Annotated in this window: 18 protein-coding genes; 12 read left to right on the top strand and 6 right to left on the bottom strand. The window is 70.8% G+C overall.

All coding sequences use genetic code 11. The features are described from left to right. Nucleotides 1–14: 14 nt before the first annotated feature. From OG627_RS22150 to OG627_RS22140, 3 genes are read left to right on the top strand one after another with little or no spacing between them, the layout of a single operon-like run. Nucleotides 15–1,433, top strand: a complete 1,419-nt coding sequence (locus OG627_RS22150) for an ABC transporter substrate-binding protein (RefSeq protein WP_329067708.1) — start codon at nucleotides 15–17, stop codon at nucleotides 1,431–1,433. A gap of 4 nt (nucleotides 1,434–1,437) precedes the next feature. Then, the gene (locus tag OG627_RS22145) at nucleotides 1,438–2,784 is read left to right on the top strand and encodes a carbohydrate ABC transporter permease (protein ID WP_329067706.1); all 1,347 of its coding nucleotides are present in this window, start codon (nucleotides 1,438–1,440) and stop codon (nucleotides 2,782–2,784) included. Further along, nucleotides 2,781–3,662: a carbohydrate ABC transporter permease gene (locus OG627_RS22140; protein WP_329067703.1), complete on the top strand. Its 882-nt coding sequence runs from the start codon at nucleotides 2,781–2,783 to the stop codon at nucleotides 3,660–3,662. The genes OG627_RS22145 and OG627_RS22140 overlap by 4 nt, the downstream gene beginning before the upstream one ends. Before the next feature lie 127 nt (nucleotides 3,663–3,789). Here OG627_RS22140 and OG627_RS22135 read toward each other — a convergent pair whose 3' ends face one another. Together OG627_RS22135 and OG627_RS22130 are read right to left on the bottom strand one after the other, a co-directional pair. Continuing rightward, nucleotides 3,790–4,554: a dienelactone hydrolase family protein gene (locus tag OG627_RS22135; protein WP_329067702.1), complete on the bottom strand. Its 765-nt coding sequence runs from the start codon at nucleotides 4,552–4,554 to the stop codon at nucleotides 3,790–3,792. Between the two features lie 323 nt (nucleotides 4,555–4,877). Continuing rightward, a complete protein-coding gene (locus OG627_RS22130; protein ID WP_329067700.1) occupies nucleotides 4,878–5,501 on the bottom strand; it encodes a TetR/AcrR family transcriptional regulator in 624 nt (207 codons plus the stop codon). Between the two features lie 221 nt (nucleotides 5,502–5,722). Between OG627_RS22130 and OG627_RS22125 the strand changes: the two genes are divergently transcribed. The 6 genes from OG627_RS22125 to OG627_RS22100 all read left to right on the top strand — a co-directional run bounded on the left by OG627_RS22125 (nucleotide 5,723) and on the right by OG627_RS22100 (nucleotide 10,214). After that, nucleotides 5,723–6,679, top strand: coding sequence for an ABC transporter permease (locus OG627_RS22125; protein ID WP_443073521.1), 957 nt, complete (start codon nucleotides 5,723–5,725; stop codon nucleotides 6,677–6,679). Continuing rightward, nucleotides 6,672–7,484, top strand: coding sequence for an ABC transporter ATP-binding protein (locus tag OG627_RS22120; RefSeq protein ID WP_329067698.1), 813 nt, complete (start codon nucleotides 6,672–6,674; stop codon nucleotides 7,482–7,484). Before OG627_RS22125 ends, OG627_RS22120 begins: the two co-directional genes overlap by 8 nt. Before the next feature lie 167 nt (nucleotides 7,485–7,651). Then, the gene (locus OG627_RS22115; RefSeq protein WP_329067696.1) at nucleotides 7,652–8,836 is read left to right on the top strand and encodes a helix-turn-helix domain-containing protein; all 1,185 of its coding nucleotides are present in this window, start codon (nucleotides 7,652–7,654) and stop codon (nucleotides 8,834–8,836) included. Between the two features lie 105 nt (nucleotides 8,837–8,941). Continuing rightward, on the top strand, nucleotides 8,942–9,592 hold the full coding sequence (locus OG627_RS22110) for a hypothetical protein (protein WP_329067694.1): 651 nt from the start codon (nucleotides 8,942–8,944) through the stop codon (nucleotides 9,590–9,592). Further along, on the top strand, nucleotides 9,589–9,990 hold the full coding sequence (locus OG627_RS22105) for a hypothetical protein (protein WP_329067692.1): 402 nt from the start codon (nucleotides 9,589–9,591) through the stop codon (nucleotides 9,988–9,990). The genes OG627_RS22110 and OG627_RS22105 overlap by 4 nt, the downstream gene beginning before the upstream one ends. Next, on the top strand, nucleotides 9,987–10,214 hold the full coding sequence (locus tag OG627_RS22100) for a hypothetical protein (protein WP_114622986.1): 228 nt from the start codon (nucleotides 9,987–9,989) through the stop codon (nucleotides 10,212–10,214). The genes OG627_RS22105 and OG627_RS22100 overlap by 4 nt, the downstream gene beginning before the upstream one ends. Before the next feature lie 325 nt (nucleotides 10,215–10,539). Here the strand turns inward: OG627_RS22100 and OG627_RS22095 are convergent, their stop codons facing one another. The 3 genes from OG627_RS22095 to OG627_RS22085 form a co-directional block, all read right to left on the bottom strand. After that, complete coding sequence (locus OG627_RS22095; protein WP_329067690.1) at nucleotides 10,540–15,540, bottom strand: NAD-glutamate dehydrogenase; 5,001 nt, start codon at nucleotides 15,538–15,540, stop codon at nucleotides 10,540–10,542. Nucleotides 15,541–15,956: 416 nt separating this feature from the next. Further along, nucleotides 15,957–16,625: an HAD family hydrolase gene (locus tag OG627_RS22090; RefSeq protein WP_329067688.1), complete on the bottom strand. Its 669-nt coding sequence runs from the start codon at nucleotides 16,623–16,625 to the stop codon at nucleotides 15,957–15,959. Between the two features lie 73 nt (nucleotides 16,626–16,698). After that, a complete protein-coding gene (locus OG627_RS22085; protein WP_329067686.1) occupies nucleotides 16,699–17,205 on the bottom strand; it encodes a DUF6912 family protein in 507 nt (168 codons plus the stop codon). Between the two features lie 283 nt (nucleotides 17,206–17,488). Between OG627_RS22085 and OG627_RS22080 the strand changes: the two genes are divergently transcribed. After that, entirely contained in the window at nucleotides 17,489–17,992 is a 504-nt protein-coding gene (locus tag OG627_RS22080; RefSeq protein WP_329067684.1) for an Rv3235 family protein, read from the top strand. A gap of 146 nt (nucleotides 17,993–18,138) precedes the next feature. Here OG627_RS22080 and secA read toward each other — a convergent pair whose 3' ends face one another. Next, nucleotides 18,139–20,970 (bottom strand): preprotein translocase subunit SecA, encoded by a 2,832-nt coding sequence (gene secA / locus OG627_RS22075; RefSeq protein ID WP_329067682.1) that lies wholly within the window; start codon nucleotides 20,968–20,970, stop codon nucleotides 18,139–18,141. A 241-nt stretch (nucleotides 20,971–21,211) separates the two neighbouring features. Here secA and OG627_RS22070 point away from each other — a divergent pair, with 241 nt between their 5' ends. Together OG627_RS22070 and OG627_RS22065 are read left to right on the top strand one after the other, a co-directional pair. Continuing rightward, nucleotides 21,212–21,784 (top strand): GNAT family N-acetyltransferase, encoded by a 573-nt coding sequence (locus OG627_RS22070; protein ID WP_329067680.1) that lies wholly within the window; start codon nucleotides 21,212–21,214, stop codon nucleotides 21,782–21,784. A 48-nt stretch (nucleotides 21,785–21,832) separates the two neighbouring features. Further along, nucleotides 21,833–23,029: a winged helix-turn-helix domain-containing protein gene (locus tag OG627_RS22065; RefSeq protein WP_329067678.1), complete on the top strand. Its 1,197-nt coding sequence runs from the start codon at nucleotides 21,833–21,835 to the stop codon at nucleotides 23,027–23,029.

Genomic DNA, 23,029 nt, shown 5'->3' with positions numbered 1-23,029 from the left:
GAGACGGGGCAGTGATGCGCACAACTCGGACAACGAGCAAGGTTCTTGGTGCCGGAAGAGGTTCCGGCGGAGGATCCGGCCGGACAGGGCCGGTCTCCCGCCGGGCGGCCGTGGCGCTCGTCGCCGTCGGCGCGGTGGCCCTCAGCGGCTGCGGCGGCTCGGACGACGACAAGGGCTCGGGCGACGCCACGGGCAAGCCGCCGGCGGTCACGGTCGAACTGCCCAAGCTGGACGGCGAGAAGATCCAGGTCGCGGCCGTCTGGACCGGCTCGGAGCAGAAGAACTTCACGAAGGTGCTGACCGAGTTCGAGAAGCGCACCGGGGCGACGGTCACGTTCGTCCCCGCGCAGGACCCCATCGTCAACTTCCTCGGTACGAAGATAGCCGGGGGCAGTCCGCCCGACGTGGCGATGCTGCCGCAGGTCGGCGCGATCCAGCAGGCCGTCGAGAAGAAGTGGGCCAAGCCGGCCGGTGCCGAGGCCAAGGCCCAGCTGGAGAAGAACTACGGCAAGGGCTGGCAGGACCTCGGCGCGGTGGACGGCGAGCAGTACGGCGTCTACTTCAAGGCCGCCAACAAGTCGCTGATCTGGTACAACAACGCCGCGTTCGAGAACGCGGGCGCCTCCGTGCCCAAGACGTGGAAGGACTTCCTGTCGACGGCCGAGACGATCTCGGCCTCGGGCGTCACCCCGGTCTCGGTGGGCGGCGCCGACGGCTGGACCCTCACCGACTGGTTCGAGAACATCTATCTCTCGCAGGCGGGCCCGGAGAAGTACGACCAGCTGGCGAAGCACGAGATCAAGTGGACCGACGGGTCGGTGAAGGACGCGCTGACCACCCTCGGCCAGCTGTTCGGCAAGCCGAGCCTGATCTCGGGCGGCACGGACGGCGCGCTCCAGACGGAGTTCCCCACGTCCGTCACGCAGACGTTCACCGGTGGTGACCAGCCCAAGGGCGCGATGGTCTTCGAGGGCGACTTCGTCGGCGTCAACATCGCGGAGACCGACGCCAAGATCGGTACGGACGCGAAGGTCTTCCCGTTCCCGGCGGTCGGCACCGACTCGCCGGTGGTGACGGGCGGTGACGCGGCCGTGGCGCTCAAGGACACCAAGGGCGCGCAGGCGCTGCTGACCTTCCTGGCCTCCGCCGACGCGGCGAAGATCTGGGCGGAGTCGGGCGGCTTCGTCTCGCCCAACAAGTCCCTGGACGTCGCGGCTTACCCCAACGACGTGCAGCGCGACATCGCCAAGGCGCTGATCGCGGCGGGCGACGACTTCCGTTTCGACATGTCGGACCAGATGCCGCAGTCGTTCGGCGGGACGCCCGGCAAGGGCGAGTGGAAGGCTCTTCAGGACTTCCTGAAGAACCCGAAGGACATCGCGGGCGTCCAGCGGCAGCTGGAAGCGGCCGCGGCCAAGGCGTACCAGAGCTGACGGGATGACTTCCCCGGTCAAGGGGGGCGCCGCAGCGGCGCCCCCCGCTCCCCGTACACGTAAGAGCGTGACAGGCACACGTAAAATCGTCGCGGTCGGCTTTCTGCTGCCCGCGCTGGTGCTGCTCGGCGCGCTCGTGGTCTACCCCATCGGGTTCTCGGTCTACCGGTCGTTCTTCGACAAGTCCGGCAGCAACTTCGCCGGACTCGACAACTATGTGGAGCTGTTCACCGACGACACGATCCTGACGGCGGTCAAGAACAACGCGATCTGGGTCGTCGTCGCCCCGACCGTCGCCACGGCGCTCGGGCTGATCTTCGCCGTACTCACCGAACGGGTGCGCTGGGGCACGGCCTTCAAGCTGATCGTCTTCATGCCGATGGCGATCTCGATGCTCGCCGCCGGCATCATCTTCCGGCTGGTGTACGAGCAGGACCCGGGCCGGGGCATCGCCAACGCGGTGGTGGTCGGGGTGCATGACACCTTCAGCGACTCGGCGGGCTATCCGAAGGCGCATCCGCTACCGGTGCATCCGCTCAAGGCGGGCGGCGGCGGCACGTTCGTCACCAAGGAACCCGTGCGGGCCGGTACGGAGGTGCTGCTGCCGCTCGTCGGGGTGCCCCCGGCCAAGATGCCCTCGGACGCGCGCCCGGCGCAGCCGGCGAAGACCGGGGACGGCACGGTCACCGGCACGGCCTGGCTGGACTTCACCCCAGGCGGCGGCGGGAAGCCCAACGTCATCGACCCCGAGGAGCTGGGACTCAAGGGGCTCACGGTGGAGGCGGTGAAGGACGGCAAGGTGGTCGCCACCACCACGGCGGGCGCCGACGGTAGGTTCAGCCTCCCCGCGGCCGCCGACGGAGCCCAGCTGCGGCTGCCCGAATCCAACTTCAAGGAGCCGTACAACGGGGTGGAGTGGCTCGGTCCCTCGCTGGTCACCCCGGCGATCATCGGCAGCTACCTGTGGATGTGGGCCGGGTTCGCGATGGTGCTGATCGCGGCGGGGCTGGCGAGCGTGCCCAGGGAGCTGATGGAGGCGGCGCGGGTGGACGGCGCCACCGAGTGGCAGGTCTTCCGCCGGATCACCGTGCCGCTGCTGGCCCCGGTCCTCGCGGTCGTCATGGTCACGCTGATGATCAACGTACTGAAGATCTTCGACCTGGTCCTGATCATTCCACCGGGCTCGTCCCAGGCCGACGCGAATGTGCTGGCGCTCCAGCTCTACCGCTCGTCGTTCGGCACGGACGCGGATCTCGGGGTCGGCAGCGCCATCGCCGTACTGCTGCTTCTGCTGGTGCTGCCGGTGATGCTGTTCAACATCCGGCGCATGCGGAAGGAGACCCGCCGATGACCACTCAGGACACCACGGTCAAGGCGAAGCCGTCCCTCGGCGGCCGGATCGCGGCCCACGCGGGCGGCGGGGTGATGCGGGTCTTCCTCGTCCTCGTCGGCCTGTTCTGGCTGATGCCGACGATCGGCCTGCTGATCTCGTCGCTGCGCGACTCCTCGGACATCAACGCCAGCGGCTGGTGGAAGGTCTTCACGGCCCCCGCCCAGCTCACCACCGCGAACTACGCGCGGCTGCTGGAGAACGACACGATCACCAACTCGCTGTTCTCCACCATCATGATCACCGTTCCCTCGACGCTCCTGGTCGTGGTGATCGGCTCGCTCGCCGCGTACGCCTTCGCCTGGCTGGACTTTCCCGGCCGCGACTGGTGGTTCCTGGCGGTCGTGGGGCTGCTGGTGGTCCCCGTACAGGTCGCGCTGGTCCCGGTGGCGAAACTGTTCGGCGCCATAGGCATCTTTGAGACAACTTTCGGCGTGATCATCTTCCATGTCTCCTTCGGACTGCCCTTCGCGATCTTCCTGCTGCGGAACTTCTTCGCGGAGATCCCGAGGGAGCTGCTGGAGGCCGCCCGGCTCGACGGGGCGGGTGAGCTACGGCTGTTCACCCGGGTCGTGATGCCGCTCGGCGGGCCGGCGATCGCGTCGCTGGGCATCTTCCAGTTCCTGTGGGTGTGGAACGACATGCTGGTCGCACTGATCTTCGCGGACTCCAAGAACCCGCCGATCACGGTCGCGCTCCAGCAGCAGGTACGGCAGTTCGGCAACAACATCGATGTGCTGGCGCCGGGCGCGTTCGTCTCGATGATCATCCCGCTGGTCGTGTTCTTCGCGTTCCAGCGGCAGTTCGTGTCCGGCGTGATGGCGGGCGCGGTGAAGTAGCGCCCGTCGGGAGCGCGGGAAAGCCCAGGTCATAGGGTCTATGACCTGGGCTTTCCCGCTGAGCGGGGATGAGGGGCTGCGCCGGCCGGTATCAGCTACCGTCTGCTGCCGGTCCGACGGTCCGATCTCACCTCAGATGCCGGGTGAAGAACCGGGCCGCGGCGTCCCCCGCGAACCGCGGGACGCCGGTGTGCCCGCCCATATGGGCGTGCAGGGACTTCTCCTTGGAGCCGAGGGCGTCGAACAGGTCCAGGGCCGCCTGCCGGTCGTTCCCTTCGTCGTCCCACTGGAGCAGGACGTGCAGGGGGACGGTGACCTGCCGGGCCTCCTCGAACAGGGCGCGAGGCACGAAACTCCCGGCGAACAGAACGGCGGCCGAGACGCGGGGCTCGACCACCGCCAGCCGGATGCCGATGGAGATCACTCCCCCCGAGTACCCGACCGGGCCGCCGATCCCGGGCAGCGACAGAAGGGCGTCCAGCGCGGCCTGCCATTCCGGGACCGCCTTGTCGACCAGCGGGAGGATGAGGGCGTCGATGATCTCGTCGCCGACCGGCTCGCCGGCCTCCATCGCCCGGCGCAGGTCGGCGCGGGCCCGCTCGACGGCGGGCCAACGGGGCCGGTCGCCGCTTCCGGGAAGCTCGATGGTGGCCGTGGCGAAGCCCTCCGCCGCGCAGTGCCGGGCCCGGGCCACCAGCCGGGGGTACATCCCGCGCAGCCCGAGGGGCGGGTGGCCGAGCAGGATCAGCGGCGCCGGTGCGGGTGCTGACGCGGGGGCGGGTGCCGATGCGGGTGCCGGTGCGGGTGTCCACAGAATGCCGGGGATCTCGCCGAGGGTGAATTCGCGTTCGAGGACGCCGTCGTCGAGGCGTTGCTCGGAAGTGAAACGCATGGTCGTGCCTTTCGGGAGTGCACTGGAACGGCGCTCCCGGACGACCTGCCTATCGCCCGACCGTGACCCCGGAGGGGAGCACCCATGTCGATACTGCGTTCACAGGTACCACCTCCTCGGTCTCTCGCACGGCCTCCGGAAACGTAGCAGCGGTGCACCTCGTCCCCCCAACGGTTTTTCGCGGAGTCTCCGTGACCGGGCCGGATGCCGCGGAGACACTACGCAGAGCTGCTTGGGGGACAGATCACTCGTACTACTGGATCACAGCGGCCTGCTGGATCACAGCGGCCGGACCCTGATCCGCTGCCCGCACGCCGCTCGCTTCAGCGGCTGAGCGCGAGCACCGCGGACGCCGCCAGATCGTCCAGGTAGCCCTTGGGCAGCTCGCCCCGTACCACCACGAGCCGCCAGTAGAGCGGTCCGACGATCAGATCGAGGGCCCGGTCGGGGTCCGCGCCCTCCGGCAGCTCGCCGCGCTCCACCGCCTCCCGGACGATCACCGCGGCGATGCCCTGCTGTCCGTCCAGCAGCGCCGCCTTGATCGCGTCGGAGATCTCGGGGTGCCGGGCCGCCTCCACCAGCAGATCCGGGATGACCTGCGAAGCGACCGGGTGGCGCAGCGCGTGCGCGGCCACTTCGAGCAGGGCGCGCACGTCCCCGTACAGCGAACCGGTCGCCGGGGCGGGCAGCCCCCGCGCCGCGAAGGCCGAGACCAGATCGAGGACGAGCGCCAGCTTGGACTTCCAGCGGCGGTAGACGGCGGTCTTGCCGACACCGGCGCGGCGCGCGATGCCCTCGATGGACATCCGGGCGAACCCGACCGCGGCCAGCTCCTCGAAGACGGCCGCGCGGATGGCGTCGGTCACCTCTTCCCGGAGCACGGCGGCGCCCGCCGGGGCACGGCGAGCGGTGCGGGCGGCGGCCGGGGGGCGGGATTCCGTAGTCATTACCGCCGAGCATAGCGTCATCGACGTTACGACGACACGGTTGCGTTGCGACGCTCACCGCTCTACCTTGTCGTTACGACGATACGGACCCGTTCCGACGTCAAGGGACGGCAAAACGCCGCCTCGGAGCAGTCGGCGGAACACGTCCCCGCCCACCCCGCACCGTCTCCCCGCCCCACCCCGCACCGTCTCAGAGACAGCCACCGTCGAAAGCGACACCTGTGAGCCAGACGATCGCATCGCCCTCCCCACCGGCCCCCGGGTCCACGGCCGGGACCACCCCCGCGACCACGGCCGGGACCACCCCCGGGACCGACCTCACCGCCCTGGCCCTGCGGCACGGCCTCACCGTGAGCGGCGCCCGCCCGTCCCTGCCGGAGTACGTCGGCCGGCTCTGGTCGCGGCGGCACTTCATCACCGCGTTCGCCACCGCGCGGCTGACCGCCCAGTACAGCCAGGCGAAGCTGGGCCAGATCTGGCAGATCATGACCCCGCTGCTCAACGCGACGGTCTACTACTTCATCTTCGGGGTCCTGCTCGACACCAAGCGGAACGTGCCGGACTTCATCCCGTTCCTGGTCACGGGCGTCTTCATCTGGACCTTCACCTCGAACTCGATCATGGCGGGCACCCGCGCGATCTCCGGCAACCTCGGTCTCGTCCGGGCCCTGCACTTCCCGCGCGCCGCCCTGCCGATCGCGCTCGCCCTCCAGCAGCTCCAGCAACTGCTGTTCTCGATGGGCGCGCTGGTGGTGATCCTGGTCTGCTTCGGCCAGTACCCGCGTCCCAGCTGGCTGCTCGCGGTGCCGGCGCTGCTGCTCCAGGCGCTGTTCAACACCGGCGTCTCGCTGGTCGTGGCGCGGCTGGCCGCCAAGACCCCCGACATCTCGCAGCTGATGCCGTTCCTGCTGCGCACCTGGATGTACGTGTCCGGGGTGATGTGGAGCGTCGACCGGGTGACGAACGGCGACCACCTGCCCCACTTCGTCACGGTGGCCCTGGAGTGCAACCCGGCCGCCGTCTACATCGACCTGATGCGCTTCGCGCTCATCGACAGCTTCACCGCCGGACAACTGCCCCCGCACATCTGGACCGTCGCCCTCGGCTGGGCGGCGCTCACGGCCGTCGGCGGATTTCTGTTCTTCTGGAAGGCCGAGGAGGAGTACGGACGTGGCTGAGCCCGAGCCCACCCCCACCGTCGTCGTCGACGGCGTGCACATCACCTACAAGGTCCACGGCACCAAGGGCGGCCGGGGCAGCGCCACTTCCGCGCTCAGCCGCATCGTCTCGCGCAAGTCGGCCCCCGGCGTACGCGAGGTGCACGCCGTCAAGGGCGTCAGCTTCGCCGCGTACAAGGGCGAGGCCATCGGCCTGATCGGCTCCAACGGATCCGGCAAGTCGACGCTGCTCAAGGCCATCGCGGGGCTGCTGCCGCCGTCGCACGGCAGGGTCTTCACCCGGGGGCAGCCCTCGCTCCTCGGGGTCAACGCGGCGCTGATGAGCGATCTGACCGGCGAGCGCAACGTCATCCTCGGCGGGCTGGCCATGGGCATGTCGCGGGAGCAGGTCCGTACCCGCTACGACGACATCGTGGAGTTCTCCGGGATCAACGAGAAGGGCGACTTCATCTCGCTGCCGATGCGCACGTACTCCTCGGGCATGGGCGCCCGGCTGCGCTTCTCGATCGCCGCCGCCAAGAGCCACGACGTCCTGCTGATCGACGAGGCACTGTCCACCGGCGACGCCAAGTTCCAGCGCCGCAGCCAGCGGCGCATCAGCGAACTGCGCGAGGAGGCGGGCACCGTCTTCCTCGTCAGCCACAGCAACCAGTCCATCCTGGACACCTGCGACCGGGCGATCTGGCTGGAGTCGGGAACGCTGCGGATGGACGGCCCCGTGGCGGAGGTCATCGCGGCGTACGACGAGTTCACCGGAAAGGGCGGCAAGGGCGCCGAAGGCGCCGAGGGCGGGAAGAGGGGCTGACGCGGCGGGACGGAGTTACGGCGGGCGGAGTTACGGCGAGCGGCGTCACGGCGGGTGGTGCGGCCAGCCGGACCGACGTCCCCGGTGGGTGGTGCGCGCCTCGGTTCCTGTACCCGCCGGGCCGAGCGCGGGTACCGTTCTGGTGTCGAGTCAGAACAGGAGCCTGTATGCACGCCCTGCCCCATGACCACACAGGCGCACGCATCAAACGTCTGCGCATGGAAAGACACCTCACTCAGCGTGCCCTCTCCGACCTCTCAACAGTGCCCTACAGCACTCTCACCAAGACCGAGCAAGGCGTGCTGCCCGCCAGCCCCCACGTCATCGCGAGTCTCGCCCGTGCCCTCCGGGTCGAGGTGGCGACCATCACCGGCCAGCCGTACGTGACCGAGCTGCGCGCCGACGAACTCGACGTTCTGATAAGGCCGATCCGGGAAGCCCTGGACGTGTACGACCTCGGCCCGGACCCGGACATCACCCCGCGCCCGCACCAACTCCTGAGCGACGACGCCGACCACCTCCTCGTCATCGTCCGCGCCGGTGAGATCAAGAGGGCGGCCGGTGAGGTGGCCGGTCTGATCCAGGAGGCGACGACCGCCGCGCACACGGCGGGGACCACCGAGGGGTGGCTCCTGCTGGCGAGCACGTACCGCACGGCCTACGACGTCGCGGCGAAGCTCGGGTTCAACGACCTCGCGTCGATCGCGCTGTCGCGCATGGACTGGGCGGCGGAGCGTGGATCGGACGCGGTGGTCGGCGGGATGTACCGGTACATGCGCGCCCTGACCTATCTCAGGGAGGGCCAGTACCGGACGGGCGAGCGCCTGGTGGCGCTCGGTCTGACGACGTTGGAGCAGGCCGAAACGGGCCGCGAGCGGGACGTCGTGACCGGACAACTCCACCTGGGTGCGGCCGTGATGGCGGGCCGGGCCCAGAACAGGACCCGGGCCGGTAGCCACCTCGACCAGGCGGACGAGATCGCCCGGGGCACCGGCGAGGCGGCGGAGGTCCACTGGCTCAGCTTCGGACCGACCAATGTGGCCGTGCACCGGGTCTCGGTGGCGGCCGAGCTGGACCAGTACGAGGACGCGTCACGGATCGGACGGGCCGTCACCATGCCGCGCGGCTGGCCGGCCTCGCGGCGCAGCCACCACCATGCGGAGCTGGCCCGCGCGCAGATGTGGACGGGCGACCTGGACGCCGCGTTCGCGAATCTGCTGTCCGCCCGCAAGGCCGCTCCCCAGCAGGCGCGTTACCACGCGACGGTCCGGGAGACGTACGCCGGATTGGAAGCGGCGAAACGCCAACTGCCCGACGGCTTCCTCTCATACGGCTCCTGGCTGGGCGCCTGACGTACCGTAACCCCCTGGCCCTGGCTATCACTATCCCGTGATAGCCAGGGCTTTTCCGCGCTCCCACCATGGCCCTACGCACCCACGAGGCCCTTGGAGCCGACCATGTCCGATCCCCACGGCGCACCCACCCGCCCCTACCGTCTTCCACGTCCGGCGAGTTCCGGGCCCCGGGCCCGGAAGGCCATCGCGCGGTGGCTGTCCCTGACCGCCAAGGATCCGGACATCCCGCTCCGGGACTGGAAGGAGCGGCGCCCGGCGATGCTGCCGACCGGGCGGCGGTTCGACGCCGTCAAGATGCACCCGGACCTGGTGCACGCGGCCGTCGGCAGCACCGCCGAGGACGGGGTACGCGCCGGGTTGGCCGCCGCGCTCGACGGGCCGGTGATCTCCCGGCACGACCTGTGGTACTACGCCCTCGTACCGCCTCGGACGACCGAGACGTGGATGTCCCCGCACGCCGTGGTACTCGGTCGCGGCGCCTGGCTGGCCGTCCCCCGGGTCGACGCCACGCCGCGGCGCTCGGCCGACCCGTACTGGGCGACGCCCCTGGAGAGCCCGGACCGGCTCTGCGTCCCGGACGCCGTCGCGACCGTACTGCACGCCGGGGCCGAACGGCTGGAGAACCCCGCGCTGCCCCACGCGCACGCCTGGCGGAACCTGCTGGACCACCTCATCGCGTGTCCGTCGTGCACCAGCGGCGATCTGTGCGACGAGGGCGCCGTCCTGCGCCGGGCCGAACGGGCGGCCCGATGACGTGGGAGCCGGGCATCGGCCCCGACACGCCCGCCGGATACCTCGCGGGCACCCGGTGCGAGGAGAGCGGGATGACCATGCTGTGGCACGGCCCGCCCCTCGGGGAGCCCGAACCGTCCGACCTGTCCGAACCGTCCGACCTGTCCGACGCAACCGACCCGGCCGACGCGTCCGACCCGTCCGACCCGTCCGGCGTCGGCGTGCCCGCCCCGTGCCCGCCGTGCCTGGCCGCCGACATCTTCGAGCTGCGCTCACCGCACCGCTGCGCGGGCACGACGTACGTCCAGGCGCTGCCCCGCACGCTGGCGCTCTCGGGCCCCCGGCCCTGCCCGTGCCCGTGCCGGAACCTCGACCAGAGCCGGAGCCGGAGCCGGAGCCGGACGGCCGAAGGCCCGTGACGGCCTGGGACGCCCCCGCCGACACCAACGCCCCGGTCCAGCTGGGCGACTGCTTCCGCTGCGACCGGGGCGGCGTGCAGGTGATCCGGGTCGGCGAACTGGTCGGCCCGTACGGCGAGACGCCCCTGTACGCCTGCCGGTGCTGCGTCGAACGCCTGGTGGCCATGGGACACCACACGCAGGAGACGCCCGTACGCCCCTACGTCGGCGCGTCGACGTGGTGACGGGCCGGGACCGGCACTGGCGCAGGCGTGTGACGGTCACGCTGATCGCCACGGCCCTGACGCAGATCGCGTGCGCGGCGGCCGTGGCCGCGCTGGTCATCACCGCGGCGCGCTGACGGGCCAGGACGTACGGGAGGCCCGAAACCCGTCCCGGGCCCGAGCCCTTTCGGGCCGAAACCCCGTCCGGGCGAAACACTGTCCGCCCGAAACACCGTCCGCCCTAAACCCCCTCCGGCCGAAACCCCGTCCGCCCTAAACCCCGTCCGGGCCGGAGCCCGAAGGCCCCGGCCCGGACGGGTGCTGGGTCAACCGCCCAGCCGACGCGTCAGCTGTGCGTCCGCAGCAGCGTGCGCATCGTCCGCATCGCGACCGACAGGTTCGCCAGGTCGAACGCGTCCGAGCCCTGGATCTCGTCCAGCGTGGACCGCGAACGGCCCAGGATCGCGGCGTTCTTCTCCTCCCACGCGGTGAACCGCTCCTCCGGCGTCGAGTTGCCGTTGCCCACCGCCAGCACGTCCGCCGTCAGCGCCGCGTGCGCCGCGTACAGATCCTCGCGGATGGAGGCGCGGGCCATGGACTGCCAGCGGTCGGCGCGGGGCAGCTCGATGATCCGGTCCATCAGCTGGGTGATCCGCAGCCGGTCCCCGAGGTCGTAGTACACCTCGGCGACGGAGAGCGGGTCCTGCTCCGTACGGTCCGCGATCGCCACGATGTCGAGCGTCGGGAAGGCGGGCGAGAAGCCCGCCACCCGTACGGCGAGTTCCTCCGGAACGCCCGCGTCCGTCAGCTCCGCCAGGATGGACTGATACCACGCCAGCTCGGCGCCGCGCAGCATCGTGGGCAGCTGCGCCCAGACCCGCTCCACGCCCGCCGCGAAGAACTCGATGGTCCCGGCGATCTCCAGCGGCTGCGGCCGGTTGCCCAGCAGCCAGCGCGTCCCGCGCTCGACCAGCCGCCGCGAGTGCAGCCTGATCCGGGTCTGGACATCGGCAGCGACCTGGTTGTCCAGCGCCTCGACCGCGTCCCAGACGGCGCTCAGCCCGAAGATTCCCCGGGCCGCCGTCTGCGCCCGTACGATCTCCTCGACCGACGCCCCGGTCTCCTCGCGCAGCCGGTGCAGGAAGGTCGAACCGCCCGAGTTGACGGTGTCGTTGACCAGCACCGTCGTGATGATCTCGCGGCGCAGCGCGTGCGCGTCGATCTGCTCGGCGAACCGCTCGCGCAGCGGCTGCGGGAAGTACGCGTGCAGCAGCTTGCGCAGGTACGGGTCGTCGGGCAGCTCCGTGTGGATCAGCTCGTCCGCCGCCGTGATCTTGGTGTAGGCGAGCAGGACGGCCAGCTCGGGCTGGGAGAGGCCCTTGCCCGAGCTGAGCAGCTCGCGGACCTGCCGGTCGGCGGGCAGGAACTCCAGCGCCCTGTCGAGGTGTCCGTCCCGCACCAGCCGGCGCATGAAGCGCTGGTGCGCGTGGAGCAGGGAGGGCGCCTGGGAGGCGGCGTTGCCGAGCGCGGTGTTCTGCGCGTAGTTGTTGCGCAGGACGAGCGCGCCGACCTCGTCGGTCATCTCCGCCAGCAGCGCGTTGCGCTGCTTGACGGTCATGTCGCCCTCGGTGACCACGGCGTTGAGCAGGATCTTGATGTTCACCTCGTGGTCGGAGGTGTCCACGCCCGCGCTGTTGTCGATGGCGTCGGTGTTGATCCGGCCGCCGTCGCCGCCGGCGCCGCGCCGGGCGAACTCGATCCGGCCGAGCTGGGTCAGCCCGAGGTTGCCGCCCTCGCCGACGACCTTGACGCGCAGGTCCTCGCCGTTGACGCGGATCGCGTCGTTGGCCTTGTCGCCGACGTCGGCGTCCGTCTCGGTGGACGCCTTGACGTAGGTGCCGATGCCGCCGTTCCACAGCAGGTCCACGGGGGCCTGGAGGATCGTCTTCATCAGCTCGGCGGGCGTCAGCTTCGTGATGCCGGGCTCGATGCCGAGGGCCTCGCGCACATGCGCGTTGACCGGGATGGACTTGGCGGTACGGGGGTGGATCCCGCCGCCCTGCGACAGCAGCGACTTGTCGTAGTCGGCCCACGAGGAGCGCGGCAGCTCGAACAGCCTGCGGCGCTCCGCGTAGGAGGTGGCCGCGTCGGGGTGCGGGTCGAGGAAGATGTGCCGGTGGTCGAAGGCCGCGACGAGCCGGATGTGCTCGGAGAGCAGCATCCCGTTGCCGAAGACGTCGCCCGACATGTCGCCGACGCCGACGACGGTGAAGTCCTCGGTCTGCGTGTCGTGGCCCCGCTCGCGGAAGTGCCGCTTGACGGACTCCCAGGCGCCGCGCGCCGTGATGCCCATGCCCTTGTGGTCGTATCCGGCGCTGCCGCCGGAGGCGAAGGCGTCGCCGAGCCAGAAGTCGTAGGAGACCGCGACGTCGTTGGCGATGTCGGAGAAGCTGGCGGTGCCCTTGTCGGCGGCGACGACCAGATAGGTGTCGTCCCCGTCGTGGCGGACCACGTCGGCCGGGGGCACGACCTCGCCCGCGACCATGTTGTCCGTGATGTCGAGCAGCGCCGAGATGAAGATCTTGTACGAGGCGATGCCCTCGGCGAGCCAGGCGTCCCGGTCGGCGGCCGGATCGGGCAGCTGCTTGGCGACGAAGCCGCCCTTGGCGCCGACCGGCACGATCACGGTGTTCTTGACCATCTGCGCCTTGACCAGGCCCAGGATCTCCGTACGGAAGTCCTCCCGCCGGTCCGACCAGCGCAGACCGCCGCGCGCGACCTTGCCGAAGCGCAGGTGGACACCCTCGACGCGCGGGGAGTACACCCAGATCTCGTACGCCGGGCGGGGCGCGGGGAGGTCGGGGATGGCCTGCGGGTCGAACTTCATCGACACGTAGGCGTGCTGCCGGCCGTCCGTCCGCTTCTGGAAGAAGTTCGTCCGCAGCGTGGCCTTGATGAGGGTGAGGAAGGAGCGCAGGATCCGGTCCTCGTCCAGGCTCGCCACCTGGTCGAGGGCTCCGTCCAGCTCCTCCAGCATCGCTTCCGTCAGCTCGATGCCGGCGCTCTGCCGCTCCGGCGCCATCCTGGCCTCGAAGAGGGAGACCAGCAGCCGGGTGGTGTGGACGTTGTTGCGGAGGGTGTCCTCCATGTAGTCCTGGCTGAACGTCGAACCCGACTGGCGCAGGTACTTGGCGTACGCGCGCAGCACCATCGCCTGGCGCCAGTCCAGACCGGCCCCCAGGACGAGGGAGTTGAAGCCGTCGTTCTCGGCGGCTCCGGTCCAGACGGCGGCGAAGGCGTGCTGGAAGCGCTCGCGGTCGTCCTCGGTCAGGTAGTCGCCGCCCCCGGCCCCGCTCTGCGGCAGCCGCAGGCCGAAGTCGTAGATCCAGACGTGGGTACGGTCCGAGCAGCGCAGCTCGTAGGGGCGCTCGTCGACGACCTCGACGCCGAGCCGCTGGAGGACCGGCAGGACGGCGGAGAGGGAGACCTGCTCGCCCGAGCGGTAGATCTTGAAGCGCCGCTCGCCCGGTCCGGCGTCGACCGGCTCGTACAGCGAGAGCGAGAAGTCCGACTCGGCCTTGTCGAGGGCCTCCAGATGGACCAGGTCGGCCACGGCGGCGCGCGGGGCGTGGTCGGCCTTGTACCCCTCGGGGAAGGCGGAGCCGTAGCGGCGCAGCAGTTCGGCCGCGCGCTCCTCGCCGCATTCGGCGTTCAGCGCCTCGCCGAAGGCATCGGCCCAGGAGCGGGCGGCGGCGACGAGGCGGGCCTCGATCCGGTCCGTGTCGGCGTCGGTGAGCTTGGCCAGCTCGGTGCCCCGGGGGACCCGGACGACGAAGTGCAGCCGGGAGAGAATCGATTCTGTGTTCCAGGCGGTGAAGTCGACGCTGGTCCCGCCCAGCTCCTCCTTCAGGATGTCGACGAGCCGCAGCCGGACACCGGTGGTGTAGCGGTCGCGCGGCAGGTAGACGAGCGCCGAGTAGTAGCGCCCGTACTCGTCCTGGCGGAGGTAGAGCCGCAGCCTGCGGCGCTCCTGGAGGTAGAGGACGCTGGTGACGATCGAGCGGAGTTCGTCGACGGGCGTCTGGAAGAGTTCGTCGCGCGGGTAGGTCTCCAGGATCTGGAGCAGGTCGCGGCCGTCGTGGCTGTTGGGCGAGAAGCCGGCGCCCTTCAGCACCTCGGCGACCTTGCGCCGGATCACCGGGACCCGGCGTACGGACTCGGTGTACGCGGCGGAGGAGAACAGCCCGAGGAAGCGCCGCTCCCCGATGACGTTGCCCTTGGCGTCGAACTTCTTGACCCCGACGTAGTCGAGGTAGCCGGGCCGGTGGACGGTGGCGCGGCTGTTGGCCTTGGTCAGGACGAGCAGCTTGTGCTCGCGGGCCTTGGCGCGGGCGTCGGCGGGCAGCCGGCTGAAGGACGGGCTGACCGGGTGGTCGTCGCTCTCGCTGTGGATCGGATCGGAGCGCAGCACGCCGAGGCCGGTGCCGGGCACGGCGGACAGGGCGTCGCCGTCGGTCAGCTGGTACTCGCGGTAGCCGAGGAAGGTGAAGTGGTCGGCGGCGAGCCAGCGCAGCAGCTCACGGGCCTCCTCGACCTCCTGGTCGCGCAGATCGTCCGCCGTGGGCTCGCTGGGCAGTTCGTCGGCGATGCGCAGCGCCGAGCCGCGCATCTTCTCCCAGTCCTCGACGGTCTCGCGGACGTCGGACAGGACGCGCAGCAGGTCGGAGGTGATCTGCTTGAGGTCGGCGCGCTCGGTCTCGCGGTCGACCTCGACATGGATCCAGGACTCGGTGACCGCGTCGTGGGGCAGCTCGCCCGAGGTGGCCGTCCCCTCGGGGAGCACCTCGATCAGCTTCCCGGCGACGTCGCGGCGCACCACGATCTGCGGGTGGATGACCGCGTGGATGCCGCGGTTCTGCCGGGACAGCTCGTTGGTGACGGAGTCCACGAGGAAGGGCATGTCGTCGGTGACGACCTCGACGACGGAGTGGCTGCACGTCCAGCCGTTCTCCTCGACCGTGGGGGTGTGCACCCGGACGCTGGCGGTCCCCTGGGGGCGGCTCGCGGCGAGCCGGTAGTGGGAGAGCGCGGCGCCGACGATGTCGAGCGGGTCGCGGCCCGCCAGGTCCTCGGGAGCGGTGTGCAGGTAGTAGCGCTGGAGGTACGCCAGAAGCGCGTCCTGACCGGCTGGACCCTCCCCGTGGCCGGCGGTGCGGGACCCGGCCGAGGCGTTGTCCTTCCTGGGGCCGTTGACCGGCCCCCCCGTACCCCCCGCCGGGCTGTTCTCAGCGGCCCGGGCCGCCTGTTCGAGCAGCTCGGCCTTGGCTTCGTCCAGCTTGGTCTGCATGTCCTCTGGCTCCTGTCGCGCGCCATTGCGTGACGTAGGTGAAGGAAGCGACACAACGCCACGACGCGGGGTTTCCGGTCTGAGTCGACGTTATGCCGCGATGAGAGATGTCCGGGGCGTTATTGGCCAATTCTGGCCGCCAGTCCGGGTTCCAGGGCGTGTCGCTCCTGGTGACCAACGGCCGCCCGGGCGCGGTGGCGCTCCGGGCGCAGGCCGGGGGCTTCGCTGCCCCCACGGCGTATCGCGCTGATCACGACCCAAGGCTATCGCTCTCCACCGGGGGGCCGTCATGAGCCGCATGTGTACAAAAGTGGTGCCCGAGTTGGACGCTATGGACAGCGACAGGAACGCGGCCGGTGGTCCTCGGGCCCGCCGTGAACGGCGGAGCCCCCGGCGGTCACGTCAGGTCCAGGCGGTCACGTCAGGTCCCGCGCGACGGCGACGGCCTCCGCGAGGCTGTCCACCACCGGGACGCCGACCGCCTCCAGGGCGGTCCGGCTGTGCGATCCCCCGGTGTACAGCACGGCCCGCGCGCCGACGTGGGCCGCCGCGACCGCGTCGTCCACCGCGTCCCCGATCACCACCGTACGGTCGGCGGATATCGAGCCCGCGGCGGCCAGTGAGGTCAGATGGCGCTCCATGTGCACGGCCTTGCTGCCGCCGGAGGGGCCGGTGCGTCCGTCGATCCGGAGGAAGTGGCGCTCGATCCCGTATGCCCGCACCACGGGGAGCAGCTCCCGGTGCCCGTACATGCTCAGCAGCGAGTGGCTGCCGCCGGCCAGCGACCACTCGGAGAGCAGCTCCTCGACGCCCGCGGTCAGCCCGCAGCCGGGGCGGCGCTCCGTGTAGTGCCGGTGGAAGGTCTCGTCCATCGCGGCCCACTCGGCGTCGCTGGGGAGCCGGCCCATCAGCCGCTCGTAGAAGCGCGGGATCGGGACGCGGTACAGCTCGCGGTAGCGGTCCAGGGAGATCGGCTCCAGACCTATCTCCGCGAAGGCCGCGTTGGTCGCCCCGATGACCGCCTGGATGTCATCGAGGACGGTGCCGTTCCAGTCCCAGACCAGATGCGCGTACTGCTTCCCCATGCCCAGAACCGTACCGGCAGGGTCTGACAGCGGCCCCGGCCGGACCCCCGCGGGGGCCGGGCGCCCGGGCCCGTCAGCCGAGCAGGTTCTGGATCTCCTGGATCCCGTACCAGAGCAGCTCGTGGTCCTCCGCGCCGTCCACCGTGAACCGGGCGTCGTCGTCGCCGTGGTCCGCCGCTCCCAGGGCAGCCGCTGCGGCGCTCACATCGGCGTCCGCTTCGTCGGAGTCGACGTGCACGGCCGCCGCCTTCGCGAGCGTGATCGCCGAGGCGATGCGCACCTCGCCGAGACCGGCCGGGTCCAGCGCCAGGTCGGGGTCGGCCACGGCCTCCCGGTCCGGTACGTCGGCCGCGACGACCACTCTGCGGCGCCCGGCGCCGGGGTCGGCGGCGAGCAGCCGGAGCGAGGCGGCGGCGGCCCGGTTGAGGGCCGCGTACTCCAGCTCCTCGATGTCGTCGGAGACGTACCACTCGCGCAGCCCGGGGGTCACCGCGTAGGCGATCAGCGGTCCAGGCCCCACTTCGCCCGTCCTGTGCGCCTCTGCGAGACCGGGAAGGGTCAGGGGGACGTAGACGCGCATTGGCTGGCCGCTTTCGGTAGGAGGAGAGCTTTCAAAGGATACGTGCGGCAGTCCCCCTTCGGGGTGATGACCGTGGCGCCTTCGGGCGTCCACCGGGAACCCGCTCATCAGTGCGTCATCAGGGCCGGCACCGCCCGTGGGTCACTCGGATAGGTGATTTCACGACCCGCCGTTGTCCGCGCCGGGGCTCCTTGCGCCCGCCCGCCAAGGAACCGTAAAAGATCCCCCAACAAAAAGTTACCGACCGGTATCGCGCCGGTCGGGCAGAACGGGGGCGATCTGCGTGAACAGGACCAGCACGACGACCACCACTCCCGGTACCGCGACGGGCGCCGTTCCCGCGCGCGCGGCGGCCGCCGACCGGGCGGCGGCCCGAACCGTCGCCCCGGCCCGGCCGCCCGGCAGGCGCGACCAGCGCGGGCCCGCCACCACGCGCCCGCGCCGGCGCACGCACATCCCGCCGCACGAACTCTTCGCCGAGCGGCTGCTCGCGGTCCTCAGCGGCCGCCGTCCGGTGCACTGGATGCTGGGCCACACCGTCGGCGAGGCGTACGAGCAGCTCGTGCGCCTCGCGCCCGGCACCCCGCTCAGGGCGCGGGGCGCACGCCCCGTGGTCCGCACCTGCCGGGGGTTCCAGCCGTGCGACGGCGTGGTGGAGGCGTCCGCCAGCATCGCGGCGGGCGAACAGGTGCGCGCGCTGGCCTTCCGGCTGGAGCGGAGCGCCGATCTGCGCTGGCGCTGCGCGGCGGTCGAGGTCGGCGGCGAGCGGATCACCGCCGAATCCTGAGCGGACGGGGAGCCGCCCGCCCGCGCGGCCACGACAGCGGGCCGGGGCGCCGCGCAGCGAATGCGCGGCGCCCCGGCCCGGGGTGCGAGCGGTACGGGACAGGGCGGGCGGCCCGGAGGCCGCGGGACCGTCCTGGCCCCCGCCGTCTACTTCTTGCGGCGACGCCCGCCGGCCGTGCCCTTCTGGGCCTTCCGGCGCTCGGCGCGCGTCATACCGTCCGACGTGGAACGCGTCGGGCCGCCCGCACTCTCGTTCTGGAAGTCGCCCTCCACGATGCCGCCCTCCCCGTCCACTGTGGGGGCGGAGAAGTGCAGCCGGTCGGGCCGCTGCGGAGCGTCGAGCCCCTTGGCGCGGATCTCGGGACGCGCGGCGCCCGCGGGCACCGCGTCCTCCTTGGAGAGCGAGGTGCGCTCGCCGGAGTCCTGCACCGGGACCTCCTCGACCTGCTGCTCGACCTGGACCTCCAGGTTGAACAGGTAGCCGACGGACTCCTCCTTGATGCCCTCCATCATGGCGTTGAACATGTCGAAGCCCTCGCGCTGGTACTCGACCAGGGGGTCCTTCTGGGCCATCGCGCGCAGGCCGATGCCCTCCTGGAGGTAGTCCATCTCGTAGAGGTGCTCACGCCACTTGCGGTCCAGGACGGAGAGCACCACGCGCCGCTCCAGCTCACGCATGATGTCCGAGCCGAGCTGGGTCTCGCGGTCCTCGTACTGGGCGTAGATGTCGTCCTTGATGGACTCCGCGATGAACTCGGCGGTGATCCCGGCACGGTCGCCGGCCGCGTCCTCCAGCTCCTCGACGGTGACCTTCGTCGGGTAGAGCTGCTTGAAGGCGCCCCACAGCCGGTCCAGGTCCCACTCCTCGGCGAAGCCCTCGACGGTCTCCGCCTGGATGTACGCGTCGATCGTGTCGTCCATGAAGTGGCGCACCTGGTCCTGGAGGTCCTCGCCCTCCAGGACCCGGCGGCGCTCGCCGTAGATGACCTCGCGCTGCCGGTTGAGGACCTCGTCGTACTTCAGGACGTTCTTACGCGTCTCGAAGTTCTGCTGCTCGACCTGCGACTGCGCGGAGGCGATCGCGCGGGTCACCATCTTGTTCTCGATGGGGACGTCGTCCGGCACGTTGGCCATGGCCATGACGCGCTCGACCATCTGCGCCTTGAACAGCCGCATCAGGTCGTCGCCGAGGGACAGGTAGAAGCGGGACTCGCCCGGGTCGCCCTGACGTCCGGAACGGCCGCGCAGCTGGTTGTCGATCCGCCGCGACTCGTGGCGCTCGGTGCCCAGGACGTAGAGCCCGCCCAGGTCCTTGACCTCCTCGAACTCCGCCTTGACCGCCTGCTCGGCCTTCTCCAGCGCGGCCGGCAGCGCCGCCGCCCACTCCTCGACGTGCTCGATGGGGTCGAGGCCGCGCTGGCGCAGCTCCGCCTCGGCGAGGTCGTCGGGGTTGCCGCCGAGCTTGATGTCCGTACCGCGGCCGGCCATGTTGGTGGCGACCGTGACGGCGCCCTTGCGGCCGGCCTGGGCGACGATCGTCGCCTCCCGGTCGTGCTGCTTGGCGTTGAGCACCTCGTGCTGGACGCCGCGCTTGCTGAGCTGCTGGGAGAGGTACTCGGACTTCTCGACCGAGGTGGTGCCGACCAGGATCGGCTGCCCCTTCTCGTGCTTCTCCGCGATGTCGTCGACGACCGCCGCGAACTTGGCGACCTCGGTGCGGTAGATCAGGTCGGACTGGTCGGCCCGCTGCATCGGCCGGTTCGTCGGGATCGGCACGACGCCCAGCTTGTAGATCTGGTGGAACTCGGCGGCCTCGGTCATGGCCGTACCGGTCATGCCGGAGAGCTTGCCGTAGAGGCGGAAGAAGTTCTGGAGGGTGATCGTGGCGAGGGTCTGGTTCTCGTCCTTGATGTCCACCCCTTCCTTCGCCTCGATCGCCTGGTGCATGCCCTCGTTGTAGCGGCGGCCCGCGAGGATACGGCCGGTGTGCTCGTCGACGATCATGACTTCGCCGTCGATGACGACGTAGTCCTTGTCGTTCTTGAACAGTTCCTTGGCCTTGATGGCGTTGTTCAGATAACCGACGAGCGGGGTGTTCACCGACTCGTACAGGTTGTCGATGCCCAGCCAGTCCTCGACCTTCGCGACGCCGGGCTCGTGGATGGCGACGGTGCGCTTCTTCTCGTCGACCTCGTAGTCGCCGGTCTCCTCGATGCCCTTGAGCTGATTGCCGGGCTCGCCCCTGGTCAGCCGGGTGACCAGCTTGGCGAAGTCGCCGTACCACTTGGTGGCCTGGTCGGCGGGGCCGGAGATGATCAGCGGCGTACGGGCCTCGTCCACGAGGATCGAGTCGACCTCGTCGACGATCGCGTAGTTGTGGCCGCGCTGGACCAGCTCGTCCTGCGACCACGCCATGTTGTCGCGCAGGTAGTCGAAGCCGAACTCGTTGTTCGTGCCGTACGTGATGTCACAGGCGTACTGCTCACGGCGCTGCGCGGGCGTCATGTTCGCCATGATGCAGCCGACCTTGAGGTCCAGGAAGCTGTGGACGCGGCCCATCATCTCGGAGTCGCGCTCGGCCAGGTAGTCGTTCACCGTGATCAGGTGGACGCCCTTGCCGGACAGCGCGTTGAGGTACGCGGGCAGCGTGCCGACGAGGGTCTTGCCCTCACCGGTCTTCATCTCGGCGACATAGCCGAGGTGCAGCGCGGCGCCGCCCATCAGCTGCACGTCGTAGTGGCGCTGGCCGAGGACGCGCTTGGCCGCCTCGCGGACGGTCGCGAACGCCTCGGGAAGCAGGTCGTCCAGGCTCTCACCGTCGGCGTACCGCTCTTTGTACTCGGCGGTGAGCGCCCTCAACTCGGCGTCGGAGAGGTTGACGAAGTCCTCTTCGATAGAGTTGACCTGGTCCGCGATGCGGTGCAGTTTGCGCAGGACCTTACCTTCGCCTGCACGCATGAGCTTGTTGAAGACGGACACTGAGGCTGGTCTCCTTGCCGGTCGGGCCTGGCACGTGGGTCGTGTACGGACACGGGCGCGGGCACGGCAGGCGGGCCCCACCGCAACGGCCATCGTAAGCGAGGACCGGCCCGCGCCGGGAGGGCCGCTGCCACGCGGGCCCGCCGCCACCCGCAGTGAAGAACGCGCGGAAGCGCGGGAAGGTGCCGGTGGAAGGGGAAAACCACTCGTGCCCCGGGGGCGCGGTCCGCAGAATCCCTTCATGGAACCCGTCACCCTCACGACCGAGCGCCTGCTGCTGCGCCCCTTCACCCAGGCCGACACGGACACCGTGAACGCCGCTTGTCAGGATCCCGACATACAGCGCTGGACGACGATGCCGTCACCGTACGAACGCCGGCACGCGGAGGACTTCGTCCAGCGGCTCGTCCCGGACGGCTGGCGCGACAACACCGCGTACACCTTCGGTGTACAGCCGCGCGACGGCGCCGGGGTGATCGCCGCGGTCGCGCTGCACTTCCCCCGCTCCGACGGCTGGGAGGTGGGCTACTGGACGGCCAGGGAACACCGGGGCCACGGCTATATGACGGAGGCCGTACAGGCCGTCTCCCGCTGGGCCTTCCTCACGCTGGGCGCGATACGGGTGGAGTGGCGGGCCGAGGTCGGCAACACGGGCTCACGGGCCGTCGCCGAGAGGGCCGGATTCACGCTGGAGGGAACGCTGCGCGGCGGGCTGCTCAACAAGGGCACGCTGCGTGACTGCTGGGTCGGCGGACTGCTGCCGTCCGATCTGGGACTGCCGGACCCCCACCCGTATCTGCCCGCGCGCGCATAGCCACCGGGGCTGGACCGACTGTCAGTGCCGCCGTCTATCGTGCGGACCATGACGACCGTGCCGCCCCCCACCGCCGAACTGTCCGCCGACGAAGCCCGCCGTATCGCGCTGCGCGCCCAGGGGTTCCTCGGCGCCCCCGACCGGCGCGGCGGGGTGCGGGGCGTGCTGCGCCACCTCGGGGCCGTCCAGTTGGACACCATCTCGGTGCTCGCCCGGTCGCACGAGCTGATTCCCTACGCGCGGCTGGGCGCCGTCGGCCGCAAGCCGGTCGAGGACGCCTACTGGACCCCGTCGCCCGCGGGCACGTCCCCGGCGAGTCCGCACGCGTTCGAGTACTGGTCGCACGCGGCGTGCGTGCTGCCCATCGAGGAGTGGCCGCACTTCGCGTTCCGCCGCCGCGCCTACCGCGCCCGCCCGCACTGGTCCCACGAGCTGGCGGACGAGGCGTACGGAGCGGTGATCAAGCAGCTGCGCGCGGAAGGCCCGCTGACCGCCACCGAGCTGGGCGGCGCGAAGAACGGCGGGCTGTGGTGGGACTGGTCGGAGGCGAAGGTCGCCGTCGAGCGCGCGCTGATGTACGGGGAGGTCGTGTGCGTCGGGCGGCGGAGCTGGAAGCGGGTGTACGACCTGGCGGAGCGGGCCGTGCCCGCCGGTCTCCTCCATGACGAGCTGGACGACACGGAGTGCCTGCGCCGCCTCGTGGCGCTCGCGGGACAGTCGCTCGGGGTGGGCACGCGCGCCGACATCGCGGACTACCACCGGCTCAAGGCCGAGCAGGTCGAGACCGTGATCGCGGACTCGGGGCTGGTGCCGGTGACGGTCGAGGGGTGGGCCAAGGCCGCCTGGGCCGATCCGGCCGCGCTGGCGAGCGTCCCGCGCGGGCGCCACCGCACGACCCTGCTGTCGCCGTTCGACTCGCTCATCTGGGAGCGCGCCCGCACCGAGCGGATCTTCGGCTTCACCCACCGGCTGGAGGCGTACGTCCCCAAGCCGAAGCGGATCCACGGCTACTTCGCGATGCCGCTGCTGTCCGGCGGCAGGCTGCTGGGCCGGGTCGACCCGGCGCGCGAGGGGAGGACGCTGGTGGCCAAGCAGGTGTCGCTGGAGAGCCCGAAGGCCGTGGAGCCGATGGCACGGGCGCTCCGGGAGGCGGCGGAGTGGGTGGGCTGCTCGGACGTGCGGCTGGAGCGGATCGACGCGCCCGCACTGCGCGGCCCCCTCACCAAGGCGCTCGGCGCGCTCTGA

Source organism: Streptomyces sp. NBC_01429 (assembly GCF_036231945.1).
GTDB lineage: Bacteria > Actinomycetota > Actinomycetes > Streptomycetales > Streptomycetaceae > Streptomyces.
Note: the sequence above shows the minus strand (reverse complement) of the source record. Positions and strands in the feature narration are given on the sequence as shown.